We start from the raw sequence: 14386 nt of genomic DNA on the forward strand, positions 1-14386 counted from the left end.
ATGTCATGGATAGAGGAACCAAAAAAACCAGAAGAAAAAATTTGCTGGTTCAAATGGTTAGACGATTTTTTTGATTGGTTTAAACATACTTTTCATATTTTTGAATGTAATTGTGAAGGCGAAGGAGTTTGTCTTGAAGTAAGGGAGTGAAATAATGAAGTGGATTGAGAGAAATGATGAATTCTCAGAAGAAATATGGTGTCCTTGTAAAGGACCTCATTGTTTAATACATTGGTGTGAACTATGTATAATTTTATGTGATTGTAAAGGTGAAAACTTTTGTAAAAAAAATTTTAATTAATCCGGTGAAACCATGAAAACAATAAAAAAATTCCTGTATTTTCTGGTAAGAGATGTATTAATATGGAAAAGCTACAAAACACAGGCAGTATTGGGGATACTGAGTGGATTCCTGGGATTATTGCAATTTGGATTCATGGGAAGGTTTATAGCCCAGGGGAATTACTTTCCAATGATAGAGCAGTATGGAGGAAACATACTAGCATATTTCATATCAGGAAGCGTATTCATGAGTTACACTACTCTCTCCTTAACAACATTCAAAAGTGTAATAAGACAGGAGCAGGTAATGGGAACAATAGAATACCTGCTCCTGTCGGAAACACCATTATGGGAAGTATTTATATACACAATCTTCTCAAGATTGGTATTTACAATAATAAACACAGGAATAGTATTTATATTCTTAATATACACATTTGATGTAGAAATAAAAATGAATATAATAGCATCAATAATATTATTGATAATAACAATGATAAGTTTAAGTGGAATAGGGTTATTAAGTGCAGGGTTCATAATGCTAACCAAAAAAGGAGACCCGGTAAGTTGGGTATATTCATTCTTAACAGGAATGTTTTCAGGGATATACTATCCGGTGGAAATATTGCCAAAATGGATAAGGGGAGTATCGTATATACTACCAACAACATATGCAATGGATGGATTGAGAAAAACATTAATAAAAGGATACAGTCTATACGAAATAAAAGAGGATATAATAATCCTGATAATAATGACAGCAATAATATTACCAATAGGGATATACTGGTTCAGAGAATCATTTAACAAAGCCAGGAAATATGGCACAATATCGCAGTATTAGGAAGTGAAACAATGGAAAAAATAATAGAAATCAAAAACCTGACAAAAATATACAAAAATGGAATAAAAGCACTGGAAAATATAAATCTAACAATAAACCGAGGAGAAAAAATAACAATATTTGGACCAAATGGAGCAGGAAAAACAACATTAATAAAAACAATAGGAATGTTCATAATACCGGATAAAGGAAAAATAACAATAAAAGGATATAACATAAAAAAAGAATCAAAAAAAATAAAAAAATTAATATCAATAGCGACATCAAATGAAAGGTCATTCTATTACAGATTAAGCTTAGAAGAAAATCTAAACTTCTTTGGAATGTTAAACAACCTAACAGGAAAAGAATTAAAAAAGAAAGTGGAAAAAGGATTAAAAGAAATGGGGCTATACGAAACCAGGAAAATAAAGTATATGGAAGCATCAACGGGGATGAAAAGGAGATTAAATCTAGCAAGGGCATTAATAAAAGAAGCGGAAATATATTTACTTGATGAACCGACAAATGGAGTGGATATAGAAACGAAAATAAAGATATATGAAATAATGGAAGAATTAAGTCAAAAAGGAAAAACAATAATCTTAGCCAGCCATGATGTAAGTGAAATAGAAAAAACAGACAGGATAGTGGTATTAAAAAAAGGGAAAATAACAGCAGATAAAAAAACAGGAGAAATCCTGGAAAAAACAACGAGAAAAAATGAAGAAAAATTGCTGGAATTAATCAAATGAGGCGAAAGCCTCATTTTGCTTTGATATGGTATAATTGAAGAGTAGAATGTGTGGTTTATAAAAACGAACTTTGAAAGTCCGTCGAAATTGAATTAAAATAACCCTTCCAGATTTCTGGAAAGGTTATTTTAAAAACCTCTTAATGAGTTTATCAAAGAAATGGCTCTGTTTTTATAAAATTAAATTCTAAATATCTCCATTAATTCTTCATCGAGTGTAGCGTTTATAATATCGTTTTTTATGAGGATATCGTAGAAATTATATACTTTTTCTTCCAATTCTTTGCCAGAAACATATTTAAAGGTTACCCTTTCAAGGAATTTTTCTACATTCTTTATAGGTGCTCTCATCATGTCAAATGAAAGTTTTGCAGCTTCTTTTCTATTTTCATTTACCCAGTTTATAGCAGCTTCCAATTCTTCCAATAATACCTTTGTAATTTCAGGATAGTTTCTAACTAAATCGCCTTTTAAAACCATTCCAGCATTTGGTAACAAACCAAAACCATCATTAATTTCATTCCAGATCTTTCCGTAATCAAGTTCAGAATATTCTATATTACTTTCTTCGAGTGCCTGCATAACAAAACCTGCTTCTGGTTCTCTTAATAATACGGTATCAACTTTCCCTGAAAGGAAATCCATCATAATCTCCTTTGGTCTTCCAAAAGGATTACCGTATGAAAAGTTGAAATCTTCTATATTTAAACCTTTTGCCTGAATTAAGTATTTTGTTATTTTTGCTGGTGGTGCATCTTCAAAAAGAGGTAGATGTATGGTTTTGCCCTTTAAATCTTCAAGGCTTTTAGCCTTATAACCGCGAGTTATAATAGAAAAATTATCCCATACAAATACAACAGGCATTTTTACATCAACGTCTCTTAATTTTGCTGCAGTAATTAAAGCAGAAAAACTAATATCAGCTTTGCCATTTACAATCCAGCCAAGATGTTTTTCCGTTTCTTCCCAGATTTTTAACTCTTTAATGTTTACAACCTTTTTTAATCGTTTTGACTGTAATAATCTCATTATTATCGGATATCCCACAGGTGTTGCAGATTGAATAGTTACTGTTGGTTTTCCATTATCTTCAACATTTTCTTCTTCATCTTCAATTCTTCGTTTGAAATAAACCTTTACTTCATATGGATTTACCTGTTCTATTTCCGCATCAAAACCCATTCCATCAAGCATGTTAATTAATGGCGTTGGAACAAAGGTTTGAACAAGAACAAATCCTTCTCCTGGATTTAACGAATAAGCTTTCTTGATAATTATATCAAATGGATCCTGCTGCATCATTCTAACGTCAAGAACCTCATAATCTTCAATATTTGTGCTTTCTTTTGAAGGATTATATACAGAAACTCTAACTTTAAATGTATTGTATTTTTTTATGTTATATAGGTATTCCATATCTTCGATTATTTTTATAACGGGTTCTAAATCAATATTACCTTCAAAAACAACGGATTCACCGGATTTTAAGTCTTTTAATTGCTCAATTACAACACCAAGATTTTCAATATTACTTTCAGGTATTTTTATAATTTCTTCCGGTTCTTTCCAGGTAATTTCAGAGCTATTAAACTCTTCTTCTGATTCCCTAATACATTCAGGAAAAAGCTTGTATAATTCTTTTTCAAGACCTAATTCCTTATTTACAGTATGTAATATTTCACACAATGAAACGCCTGTCATTTTAGCAGCATTTTTAAATGTTGCAAATTTTGCAACAGTATTCCACATTACAGGATTTTGCATGGTTTTGAATTTTGGCGAAATTTTTACAAGTATTTCTTTTAATTGTGGATATTTTTCTATTGTTTCTTTTACGTTTGAATTTCCTGTAATTGGTTCAGGCTTTTCATATAATATAGCTCCAGTAGGACAGATTTCCATAGCTTTCCTGGATTTGATTAACTCTTCATCATTTTCAGGTTGTTTAAAAACAACAGCCTTTCCATCTTCGATTCTGAAATTTTCAGGTGCTGTTCTAACACAGGCCTTACATGCAATGCATTTTTCTTTTATTACCTTATATTTTTCCATAAAGATCACCTCTTATATATTTTTAAATTAATTCCGATAATTTTTATCTAATTATATTATATACCATTTGTATATATATTTGTGTGAAGAAATACTCAGGGAATTGAAATTTATGTTAAGAATTTATTTCTAAAAGTCGAACAACAAAACTGGAATAATATTTTCATTCTTTATTTAAAAATTAACATAACTTTAATTAATTAGGGTGAGAAATATGATAAAATATTTCGGAACGGGTCTAAGGTCTTAAAGCCAGAATGGTACCTTAGCCCACTATTATTATTCCAAGAGGAGGTGACTTTATGTACGCTATTATTGAAGTTGGCGGAAAACAGTACAAGGTAGAAGAAGGAATGGAACTTTACACAGAAAAGCTCGTTGGATACGAACCAGGAGCAGAAGTTGTTCTTGACAAAGTTTTATTTGTAAAGGGAGACTCAGCAAAGATAGGAAAACCTTATGTAGAAAACGCAAAGGTTGTTGCTGAGGTTGTAAAACATGGAAAAGACAAAAAAGTATTAGTTGTAAAGTTCCAGGGTAGAAAAAACTACAGAAGAAAGAAAGGACATCGCCAACACTACACAGCTTTAAAAATTAAAAAGATTGAAGCTTAATACCAAAAATGATTAAAGTAAGTTTTAATCTAAAAAAAAGGGAAATTGAAATCAAAGGACATGCAAACTTTGATGAATATGGAAAAGATATTGTATGTAGTGCTGTAAGCGTATTAACGCAATTTATTGCAGAGATAGTGAAAAGTGAAAAAGTCGGTAAATACATAAAGAAAGACGGATATTTAAAAATCAATTGGTCAAAAGATGAGATGATAGATAAACTCGCTAATTATCTTTATTATGCACTGATTAGCATTGAAGAAAGTTATCCTGATAACTTGAAAGTGGAGGTGAATAGTAAATGAGAATAGATCTTCAACTCTTTTCTTCAAAGAAGAGTGGAGGTACTGCAAAAAATGGAAGAGACAGTAAACCAAAGTACCTCGGAGTTAAAAAAAGTGATGGACAGAAAGTAATTCCAGGAAACATCATTGTAAGACAAAGAGGAACACATTTCCATCCTGGAAATAACGTGGGAATGGGAAAAGATTATACAATTTTTGCTAAAATAGAAGGTTATGTAAAGTTTGAAATGAAGAATAACAGAAAATACATCAGCGTTTATCCAGAAAAGTAAGCTGGTGAGAGAATGAGCCGTGTAAAAATGTTATCCACGGCAGGGATATTGGGAGCGTTATCTGTATTGTTGATGTTTATAGAAATTCCTATATTCCCTTTTGCAAGTTTTTTGAAATATGATCCAAGTGCTCTTTTGATAATTGCATCATTATTGCTTTTTGATTGGAGAACAGCTGTATTCTCATTATTAACCAAAGATATAGTGTTTTATTTTGTGAAGTCCGGAGATATTATAGGAGTTTCGATGGATTTTGTAGCTATTTTAACCTTTATTTCGGTTTTAGCCTTTTTAAAATTAAATATGAACAAATATATTAAATATATAATTAGTTCTATAATGGTTGGAATAGCGATGGTTTTAATGAATATGGTAATAATCCCAATCTATTTTAAGATGTCTTTTAGTGATGCAGCAAAGTATTTTGGATTAAGTACCTGGACATTGATAATTACAATAATCGCTTTTAATATGATAAAGTTTATTGCCAATGGCATTTTAGGAGACTTGTTATATAATAGAATAAAAAATTTCTTTTCCTAAGAAAGGAGGACAGTAAAATGGCTTCAATTATGACTCAAAAGAGTTATTTGGCTAAAAATGAAGAAGTTGAAAGAAAATGGTATGTTGTAGATGCAGAAGGTAAATCTTTAGGTAGATTAGCTGCACAGATTGCTAGAATTTTACAGGGAAAACACAAACCTACATATACACCTCATGTTGATACAGGTGATTATGTAATTGTTATAAATGCTGAAAAGGTGGTTTTAACAGGTAAAAAATTAACACAGAAAAAATACTACAGACATTCTGGATATCCAGGAGGATTAAAAGAACAAACAGCAAAAGAAATTCTTGAAAAATACCCTGAAAGATTAATCGAAAAAGCAGTTAAGGGTATGCTTCCAAAAACAAAATTAGGAAGACATATGTACAAAAAGTTAAAGGTTTATGCTGGTTCTAATCACCCTCATGAAGCACAAAAACCAGAAAAGTTGGAATTATAAGGAGGGATTAATAAATGGCTGAATTTATAGATTATTACGGAACAGGTAGAAGAAAGGCTTCAGTTGCAAGAGTTCACTTAAGACCTGGTGAAGGAAAAATAAGAGTAAACAAAAAAGAATACGCAAACTTAACAGAATACTTTAACAATAATCCTGTATGGTCAAAACACGCACTTGAACCATTAACAGTAACAGAAAATGAAGGTAAATTCGATATTGTTATTACAGTTAATGGTGGCGGAATGAATGGACAGGCTGGTGCTATAAGATTGGGTATTGCAAGAGCATTACTTCAATTTGATGAAAATTTAAGACCAGTTTTAAGAAAACACGGATTATTAACAAGAGACCCAAGAGAAGTAGAAAGAAAGAAATACGGTCTCAAGAAAGCAAGAAGAGCACCACAATTCTCAAAGAGATGATTTTGTTCGCTGCTTGAGAAGAATTTTGTATTTAATAAGGGAACGGTTTTTACCGTTCCCATACTTTTGATTATCTGGAGATGGTATTTTGATACCAAGAGAAGTTATTGATGAAATAAATTCAAGATTGGATATAAAGGATATAGTTGGAAGTTATCTTTCCTTAAAAAAGACTGGAAAGAATTATACTGCTTTATGTCCATTCCACCCTGAAGATACTCCATCCTTTTTTGTTTTTCCAGCTACAAATACCTTTCATTGCTTTGGTTGCGGAGCGCATGGAGATCCCATAACATTTATTCAAAAATATGAACATCTTACCTTTATAGAGGCTGTAAAAAAGGCAGCTGTTATGGCAGGTATAGATGTATCTAAATATTTGAAAAAAAGAGAATTGCCTCTTGAATTGCAAATTTTCGAAGATTATCATAAAAGATATCATGAAATCCTGTTAAACCTTCCAGATAACCATGTAGCCTGGAAATATTTAAATAAAAGAGGAATAAATAGAGATAATGCTATAAAGTTTGAACTTGGTTTTTCAAATGGCAGTATTAAATCTTTGATATTAGATAAAATGGATATTTCAAGAGATATAGGAGCATCTCTTGGAATTATCAGAAAAGACGGTAGCGAAGTTTTTTCAAATAGAATAATAATTCCTATAAAAGATGATTACGGTCGCATTGTAGCCTTTGCAGGAAGAAGTATAAACAATGAAAAACCAAAATATTTAAACAGTCCTGAAAATAAGTATTTTCAAAAATCTAATTTGTTGTTTTTATTTGATAAATCCAAAAATATAATAAAAAGAGAAAAATATTCTATTCTTGTTGAAGGATATTTTGATGCAATTCAAATGCATATAAATGGATTTGAGAATACCGTTGCTGTTTTAGGTTCATCTTTTACTCAATTGCATGCAAGAAAATTAATAAAATATACAGATAAAATAATTACCATGTTTGATATGGACGAAGCAGGGAGAAACGCGACATTACGTTCATTGGATTATCTCATATCCTATGGATTTCAGGTTGCTATTGCGCAATATACTGAAAAAGATCCTGATGAATTAATTCAAAAACATGGTGAAAATGGAATTTTAAATACATTGGAACAGTCGAAAAAATTTTATGATTTCATACCTGAATATTTTAAGGATAAATACAACCTTGAAGATGAATTTGGTGTGGAACAATATCTTGAAAAAATGGCAGAATGGTATATAAAATTTCAACGATCAAAACATGTTGCAGTAACAGATGCGTTTATAAAAAGAATAGCTATAATACTTTTGAAACCTGAAAATACAATAAAAAAAGCAATAGAAAATATCTTAAAATATAAAAAGTTCAATAAAAAGGTTATTCCATATATATCTGTTGAAGCTGAAGAAAAAAGCGAAAAAAATTATAATGAACTTGATAAACAGTTAATATGGTTATGGATAAAACATAAAAAATATAGAGATATGTTATTAACGCATTTGAAAGCAGAAGATTTTGAAGGGCTTGGAAAGGAATTTTTTTCTTTTGCCAAAAACGGAGAAGATCTTTCTTATATACTTGAAAATGGAAGTGAAGAGTTAATAGATTTAATCAAAATTTCATGGAATTTTGATTATGATATAGAACCAGATAAAGTTTTTTCAAGTCTAATAGAGACAGTGGAGAGGTTGCGTAAAGAGCGAGAGGTTAAAGCGCTAAGACAAAAACTAAAGAATACCACAGATGACAGAGAAAAAAAAGAAATAATGAAAAGAATCTTTGATTTACTCGCTACGCTCAAAAAGCGAGGAGGTGGTTTTTAGTGGCAGATAAGGATTTGATGAAGACCATTGAGGAAATAGGAAATCTGGAGATTGGCGAAGTTAGCGAAGGGCAGGAATATGTAAAAGCCCGAAAGAGAAAATCCTCAGACAAAAAGCCAAAAACCTTTGAAAAAATGGTAAAGGATCTTGTTAAAAAAGCTAAGAAGAACAATATGGTATTAACGTATGAGGATATTGATAAATCACTTCCTGCTGAACTGGATACAGAATTAATAGAAAAGATATATGAAGCACTTGAAAATGAAGGAATAATGATAGATGATGGTACCCAGCTTGATGATGAAAGTTTAAATGAAATAGAAGAAGTAATGGCAGCTGAAGGAGCTGCTGCAATTGATTTAATGGATTATTTAGGGGATGGAGAAACTCAGATTTTTGACAATATGTCATTAAAAGATCCTATAAAGGTTTATCTAAAAGAAATAGGGAAGATTAAGTTGTTAACACCTCAAAGGGAAAAACGATTGGCAAAAAAAGCTCAAGAAGGTAATAAAAAAGCAAGAGATGAATTGATAAAAGCTAATTTAAGGCTTGTTATATCTATTGCAAAAAAATATATAGGAAGAGGATTATCCTTTCTGGATTTGATTCAGGAAGGAAATATAGGATTAATAAAAGCGGTAAATAAGTTTGATTATAAGAAGGGATTTAAATTCAGTACATATGCAACATGGTGGATTAGACAGGCTATAACAAGAGCTATTGCTGATCAGGCAAGAACTATAAGAATCCCAGTGCATATGGTTGAAACAATAAACAAATTCAATAAAATTATCAGAGAATATTTGCAGGAACATGGTGAATATCCTTCACCAGAAAAACTTGCAGAATTAACAGGAAAACCAGTTGAAAAGGTAAATGAAATCCTTTTAACAGCAAGGGAAACAATATCTGCTGACTCACCGCTTGGAGCATCAGATGAAGATGATTCAACAATAGGTGATTTTATAGCAGATGATACATTGGATAAACCAGCAGAAGTTGCTATGAAAATGTTATTGAGAGAAGAACTTGAAAAAATTCTTGATACATTGCAGCCAAGAGAGGCAATGGTATTGAAAATGAGATATGGCCTTCTTGATGGTAAGGTAAAGACTCTTGAAGAGGTTGGACAGTATTTTAATGTAACAAGAGAAAGAATAAGACAGATTGAAGTTAAGGCATTGAGAAAGTTAAGACATCCAAGCAGAAGCGCTCAATTAAAAGAATTAAGTTCTATGCTTGGAAAAGAGTTATAATGGAGGATTCATATGGACGAAAAAGTGTTTAATATAAAACGTGAATATTCTATACCAGAATTCTTCAAAGAAGAGTTAGATAGTGAACAGCTTGATGCCGTTATAAACTCCACAGGAAGATCATTAATAATTGCAGGCCCGGGTTCAGGAAAGACCCGGGTCATTACATATAAAATCGCATATTTGCTTTCTCAAGGCATAAAACCGGAAAATATTTTATTGGTTACTTTTACAAGAGCTGCTGCTCGTGAAATGGTAGAAAGGGTAAGAAATGTAACCAATGTAGATACATCTTCACTAACTGCAGGTACCTTTCACCATGTGTGTAATATGATTTTAAGGAGATATGCAAAGGTTATTGGATATGAAAATAACTTTACTATTCTCGATTCAGAAGATGCGAAGGATTTAATGAGAATAGCAAAAAATGAATATAAGGAAACATTAACAAAGGAAGAAGCCAAACAAATTCCAGGTGAAGGGGTTATTTTAAAGATTATAGGATATGCCGCAAATACGTTAAAATCCATTCGTGAAGCAATATTGGATATGGCTGCATATTTAATTGATTATCAAGAGGATATAGAAAGAATATATATGAATTATCTTGAAATGAAGAAAAAAATAAATGCAATGGATTATGATGATATGCTAATAAATACATTGCATCTTTTAGAAACAAATGAGGATATAAGAAATTATATAGCTTCAAAATATCAATGGGTATTGGTAGATGAATTTCAGGATACCAGTCTTGTTCAATTGAGAATAGTTGAATTTTTATCCAGTGTGCATAAAAATCTTATAGTTGTTGGTGATGATTCGCAAAGTATATATTCATTTAGGGGTTCAAGATTTGAAAATGTTGAAGAGTTTCAGTCACATGAAGATGTAAAATTATTTAAAATTCAAACAAATTATAGAAGTGTTCCTGAAATAGTTGAATTAGAAAATTATCTTATTCCAACACACTCTATTCCAAAAAAATTAAAACCATATAGAAGTTCCTATCATATGAAACCAGTAATAGTGAAAACATATGATGAATTAGAACAGGCAGATTTTATAGTGCAACTTATAGAAAATAAATTTGATGAAGGTGTTTCTCCAGAAGAAATAGCTATATTATACCGTTCCCATAGTTTATCAATGGTACTACAACAAAAATTGGACGTAAAAAAGATTTCATATAAATTATTATCTGGTAAGAGATTTATAGAAACAAGACATATAAAAGATATAATGGCTTTTTTAAAGATATTAGCAAATCCATATGATAATATTTCATGGACACGTGTATTAAAGCTGTTTCCAGGTATAGGTCAAAAAACACTTACAAAAATCGTTAACGAATTTTATGCAAACCTTATGGAATATCCAACACCATATGGAGCATTTGAACAGATTAAATTTAGAAAGTATCCAAAAGCCAAAGAAATAATATTATATTTGTTTGAAAATAGCGATGAAAATCCACAGGATTTAATAGACTATATATATAATGAGTTTTATAGGGAATATCTGGAATTAAATTTTAAAGATGCATATTCAAGAAAACAGGATATAGAAAGATTAGGGGAAATTGCTTCAAGATATAAGTCAGTAGAATCCTTTCTTGAAGAATTGGCATTAAGTGAAAATATAGAAATACAAAGTGCCGAGAAAGATAGAAAAAATGAAAGAATTACATTAACTACAGTTCATGGTGCAAAGGGATTGGAATGGAAGGTTGTAATAATAATTTCTGTAAACCCTGGAGATTTCCCAAACGGAATGGCATTAAAAGAAAAAAAGATAGATGAAGAGGAAAGATTGTTTTATGTTGCTGTAACTCGAGCAAAAGATGAGTTGTATATAGTAAAACAGCTTACTGGAACGACAAAGCCGTATTACGGCAATTCATTTTACATGAGGCAGAAATTACCAGATTTTACAGATAAAATTCCAAAAGAACTTGTGGAACACTGGAAAATTGGATATTCAGATTAAATAAAATGCGAGAGAAAGAAATCTCTCGCATTTTATTTATTATTATACAGATAATTTTCCTGTTGCCACGAGGAATATAACAACTATAGAAATAACCCACATTACTCCATATGTAAGTTTTTGCCCACCTGTTAAACCTTCGCCTCTTTCCTTTTTGGCTATAGGATATGCAAATATACCAAATGAATAAATTACCAATGCAGTTATTATATATATCCATCCAACTGCATAAATTACCCATGCTGTATAAATTACAGCAACCCACGCAAAGAATTTATACAATCCGCTATTTTCTTCTTTTGCTACTTTAACTCCAAATACAGCGGAGAAGAAATATGGTAATAATATTGTTGTTGTAGCAATATAGAATATAGTATTATAAACATTTTGTAAAGTATCTGATAATAAAGATAATAAGAAAATCTGAGTGATGATATTTGTAATTGTCAATGAAAATACAGGTGTGGCATTTTCATTTTGCTGAGCAAATTTTTTAGGGAATACATTATCTTTAACTGCGGCAATATACGGTATCTCTGCAGTAAGTAATAACCAGCTTAGTAAAGCACCAAAAACAGAGAATAAAAATCCAAAGTCGAGAATATATTGTCCAGGTTTACCCATAACTTTACTTAAAACAGTACCAAGAGGTGAAGTTGAATTAACCAATTCGCCCGGTGGTACAACACCCATTGTAAAAACAGAAACTGAAATATAAACAATAAGTGTAATAATAAAGCCAATTATAGTAGCTTTTCCGACGTCTTTTTGTGATTTCGCCTTATTTGAAAGAACAACTGCGCCTTCTATACCAATAAATGCCCATAACATAGTTCCAAAACTATCATTTACCTGCTTGAAAATAGATGCTGTTTCTCCAGTTGCAGCAATTTTGGTTGAAAAGAATATATCTTTTACGAGATCAGGATTAAACGCAAAAATTGAAACTATAGCAACAAGAAATAGAGGAATTAATTTTAAAACAGTTAAAATAGCATTTGTGGTACCAGCTGTTCTAATTCCGCTAACAATTAAAAAGTGATAAACCCATAGAATAATACTTGAAAAAACAAGTGCGATAATTTTATTTTGTTCTAAAATTGGGAAATATCCACTTAGAATTTTCATTATTACAGCAAAGAAAGCAATATTCCCGAGCAACGCACTCCACCAATATCCCCACGCAGAATTAAACCCTATAAATTCTCCAAATTGTTCTCTGGCATAAGAGTAAATACCACCTTCTAATTCGGGACGTTTATAGGATAAAAACTGAAATACCATTGCCAGAGAAAAAACACCGAATCCTGTAATTAGCCAACCAATTAAAATTGCTCCAGGGTTTGCAACGCTACCAAGATCAGCTGGTGAGTTGAAAATCCCGGCGCCAATCATTGAACCAATAACCAGCATGGTAAGTGCAAATAACCCTAAAACTTTGTTGTTGCTCATACTTCACCTCCAATATTTATAGGATAAATTAATCCCCCCTATTCATAGGCATTGACATACATCGTGGTCCTCCACGACCTCTTGATAATTCACTTGAAGGTATTTCAATAACGCTAATGCCATTATCTCTTAAAAGAGTGTTTGTAACATAATTTCTATCATATGCGATAACAACACCAGGTTTTACGGCTAAAACATTTGAACCGTCATTCCATTGCTCTCTTTTTGCTGCAATTTCATCTTCTCCACCACATTTTAATATTTTTACCTGACCATTTTCAAGGTATTTTTGTAATATTTCTTCAAGTGATTTGTTCTCTTCAATAACTTCAAGATCACCGTCTTTTCCTTTTTTAATTACATATACCAATAAACTGGATTCTAATTGCGAATGAGCGAGGAATTTATCTGTATCAACCATTGTAAATATAGTATCAAGATGCATGTATGCTCTTTTCTTTGGGATATTAATAGCAAGAATAGTTTCAAATGATTCATCTGTTTCAAAGAATAGTTTCTTGGCAAGGATTTCTACAGCTTCGGGATCTGTTCTTTGTGAAATACCTATAGCAAGAACTTTTTCGGTAAGAACCAATACATCTCCGCCTTCAATAGCAAAAGGCAATGTCATATCGTAGTAAATAGGAGTATTTTTGAAGTCGTTATTATATTTTACAACATATTTCATAAATAATGATTCTCTTCTTCTTGCTTTTGTTCTCATCCTGTTTATAACAATACCTTTACCAACAAAAGCAACAGGATCTCTCTGGAAATAAAGGTTTGGTAATGGCAATAAATAAAACTGTTTGTTAAGCCTTACCTTTGTTGAAAAATTCTCTTTCTTTAATTTAAATTCATTAATTCTAACTCCACCAACAATTTTATTTATCATTTCCTTTGTTTCAAAGCTTAAAAGATATTCTTCAAGAGCTTCCTTTATATATTCATTTTTAACCTCGCTTAATTCAAGATATTCTTTTACAAATTGCTCTTTTATAGAATCTTCGCTTAAAGATGTAGCCAATAAATCAGTTACATATTCTACATGAACACCATTTGTTCTTAATACATCAGCGAAATAATCGTGTTCCTGCTGAGCTTTCTTTAAAAATGGAATATCTTCAAATAATAATTCTTCAAGTAAATCAGGTTCCATATTTTCAAGTTCTAAACCTGGTCTGTGTAATAACACACGCCTCAATCTTTTAACTTCTGAATATACATTTATTCCCATGATCATACCTCCCGTAGATATTTTATTATCCAGTAATATTATACATTTTTAAAGTATTTTTTAAAAATTCCAATTTTAGCCAAATTTTATTGCTAAGAAAAATTT

15 protein-coding genes are annotated in these 14386 nt (G+C 31.0%); 12 read left to right on the forward strand and 3 right to left on the reverse strand.

The window, feature by feature from the left end:
* The 3 genes from MARPI_RS11155 (at position 1) to MARPI_RS08160 (ending at position 1860) form a co-directional block, all read left to right on the forward strand.
* Positions 1-150: a hypothetical protein gene (locus tag MARPI_RS11155; RefSeq protein ID WP_014297121.1), complete on the forward strand. Its 150-nt coding sequence runs from the start codon at positions 1-3 to the stop codon at positions 148-150.
* Between the two features lie 163 nt (positions 151-313).
* Entirely contained in the window at positions 314-1126 is an 813-nt protein-coding gene (locus tag MARPI_RS08155) for an ABC transporter permease (RefSeq protein WP_014297122.1), read from the forward strand.
* 11 nt (positions 1127-1137) lie between these two features.
* A complete protein-coding gene (locus MARPI_RS08160; protein ID WP_014297123.1) occupies positions 1138-1860 on the forward strand; it encodes an ABC transporter ATP-binding protein in 723 nt (240 codons plus the stop codon).
* Positions 1861-2039: 179 nt separating this feature from the next.
* On the opposite strand, the gene MARPI_RS08165 is transcribed toward MARPI_RS08160, so the two are convergent.
* Positions 2040-3911, reverse strand: a complete 1872-nt coding sequence (locus MARPI_RS08165) for a DUF1858 domain-containing protein (RefSeq protein WP_014297124.1) — start codon at positions 3909-3911, stop codon at positions 2040-2042.
* Between the two features lie 302 nt (positions 3912-4213).
* Here MARPI_RS08165 and rplU point away from each other — a divergent pair, with 302 nt between their 5' ends.
* The 9 genes from rplU to MARPI_RS08210 all read left to right on the forward strand — a co-directional run bounded on the left by rplU (position 4214) and on the right by MARPI_RS08210 (position 11592).
* Positions 4214-4525: a 50S ribosomal protein L21 gene (gene rplU / locus MARPI_RS08170; protein ID WP_014297125.1), complete on the forward strand. Its 312-nt coding sequence runs from the start codon at positions 4214-4216 to the stop codon at positions 4523-4525.
* Positions 4526-4533: 8 nt separating this feature from the next.
* Positions 4534-4830 carry a ribosomal-processing cysteine protease Prp gene (locus tag MARPI_RS08175; protein ID WP_014297126.1) on the forward strand — a complete coding sequence of 99 codons (297 nt, stop codon included), beginning with the start codon at positions 4534-4536 and terminating at the stop codon, positions 4828-4830.
* Positions 4827-5102: a 50S ribosomal protein L27 gene (rpmA, locus tag MARPI_RS08180; RefSeq protein ID WP_014297127.1), complete on the forward strand. Its 276-nt coding sequence runs from the start codon at positions 4827-4829 to the stop codon at positions 5100-5102. Before MARPI_RS08175 ends, rpmA begins: the two co-directional genes overlap by 4 nt.
* A 12-nt stretch (positions 5103-5114) precedes the next feature.
* A complete protein-coding gene (locus MARPI_RS08185; protein ID WP_041638581.1) occupies positions 5115-5645 on the forward strand; it encodes an ECF transporter S component in 531 nt (176 codons plus the stop codon).
* A gap of 17 nt (positions 5646-5662) precedes the next feature.
* The gene (rplM, locus tag MARPI_RS08190; RefSeq protein ID WP_014297129.1) at positions 5663-6109 is read left to right on the forward strand and encodes a 50S ribosomal protein L13; all 447 of its coding nucleotides are present in this window, start codon (positions 5663-5665) and stop codon (positions 6107-6109) included.
* A 14-nt stretch (positions 6110-6123) separates the two neighbouring features.
* Positions 6124-6531 carry a 30S ribosomal protein S9 gene (gene rpsI / locus MARPI_RS08195; RefSeq protein ID WP_014297130.1) on the forward strand — a complete coding sequence of 136 codons (408 nt, stop codon included), beginning with the start codon at positions 6124-6126 and terminating at the stop codon, positions 6529-6531.
* Positions 6532-6619: 88 nt separating this feature from the next.
* Complete coding sequence (gene dnaG / locus MARPI_RS08200; protein ID WP_014297131.1) at positions 6620-8344, forward strand: DNA primase; 1725 nt, start codon at positions 6620-6622, stop codon at positions 8342-8344.
* 17 nt (positions 8345-8361) lie between these two features.
* Positions 8362-9603: an RNA polymerase sigma factor RpoD gene (gene rpoD, locus MARPI_RS08205; protein ID WP_083635711.1), complete on the forward strand. Its 1242-nt coding sequence runs from the start codon at positions 8362-8364 to the stop codon at positions 9601-9603.
* Between the two features lie 12 nt (positions 9604-9615).
* Positions 9616-11592, forward strand: coding sequence for an ATP-dependent helicase (locus MARPI_RS08210; protein WP_014297133.1), 1977 nt, complete (start codon positions 9616-9618; stop codon positions 11590-11592).
* Positions 11593-11634: 42 nt separating this feature from the next.
* Here MARPI_RS08210 and MARPI_RS08215 read toward each other — a convergent pair whose 3' ends face one another.
* Positions 11635-13044 (reverse strand): basic amino acid/polyamine antiporter, encoded by a 1410-nt coding sequence (locus MARPI_RS08215; RefSeq protein WP_014297134.1) that lies wholly within the window; start codon positions 13042-13044, stop codon positions 11635-11637.
* A gap of 28 nt (positions 13045-13072) precedes the next feature.
* Positions 13073-14281 (reverse strand): arginine deiminase, encoded by a 1209-nt coding sequence (arcA, locus tag MARPI_RS08220; protein WP_014297135.1) that lies wholly within the window; start codon positions 14279-14281, stop codon positions 13073-13075.
* Between the last annotated feature and the right edge of the window lie 105 nt (positions 14282-14386).

Source organism: Marinitoga piezophila KA3, assembly GCF_000255135.1.
GTDB lineage: Bacteria > Thermotogota > Thermotogae > Petrotogales > Petrotogaceae > Marinitoga > Marinitoga piezophila.

Excerpts from the sequence above, each read along its gene's own strand:
- rpmA (WP_014297127.1), top strand. The coding sequence starts at position 4,827 with ATGAGAATAGATCTTCAACTCTTTTCTTCAAAGAAGAGTGGAGGTACT.
- rplM (WP_014297129.1), top strand. The coding sequence starts at position 5,663 with ATGGCTTCAATTATGACTCAAAAGAGTTATTTGGCTAAAAATGAAGAA.
- MARPI_RS08185 (WP_041638581.1), top strand. The coding sequence starts at position 5,115 with ATGAGCCGTGTAAAAATGTTATCCACGGCAGGGATATTGGGAGCGTTA.
- MARPI_RS11155 (WP_014297121.1), top strand. The coding sequence starts at position 1 with ATGTCATGGATAGAGGAACCAAAAAAACCAGAAGAAAAAATTTGCTGG.
- MARPI_RS08165 (WP_014297124.1), bottom strand. The coding sequence starts at position 3,911 with ATGGAAAAATATAAGGTAATAAAAGAAAAATGCATTGCATGTAAGGCC.
- rpoD (WP_083635711.1), top strand. The coding sequence starts at position 8,362 with ATGAAGACCATTGAGGAAATAGGAAATCTGGAGATTGGCGAAGTTAGC.
- rplU (WP_014297125.1), top strand. The coding sequence starts at position 4,214 with ATGTACGCTATTATTGAAGTTGGCGGAAAACAGTACAAGGTAGAAGAA.
- MARPI_RS08175 (WP_014297126.1), top strand. The coding sequence starts at position 4,534 with ATGATTAAAGTAAGTTTTAATCTAAAAAAAAGGGAAATTGAAATCAAA.
- MARPI_RS08160 (WP_014297123.1), top strand. The coding sequence starts at position 1,138 with ATGGAAAAAATAATAGAAATCAAAAACCTGACAAAAATATACAAAAAT.
- arcA (WP_014297135.1), bottom strand. The coding sequence starts at position 14,281 with ATGGGAATAAATGTATATTCAGAAGTTAAAAGATTGAGGCGTGTGTTA.
- MARPI_RS08215 (WP_014297134.1), bottom strand. The coding sequence starts at position 13,044 with ATGAGCAACAACAAAGTTTTAGGGTTATTTGCACTTACCATGCTGGTT.
- rpsI (WP_014297130.1), top strand. The coding sequence starts at position 6,124 with ATGGCTGAATTTATAGATTATTACGGAACAGGTAGAAGAAAGGCTTCA.
- MARPI_RS08210 (WP_014297133.1), top strand. The coding sequence starts at position 9,616 with ATGGACGAAAAAGTGTTTAATATAAAACGTGAATATTCTATACCAGAA.
- MARPI_RS08155 (WP_014297122.1), top strand. The coding sequence starts at position 314 with ATGAAAACAATAAAAAAATTCCTGTATTTTCTGGTAAGAGATGTATTA.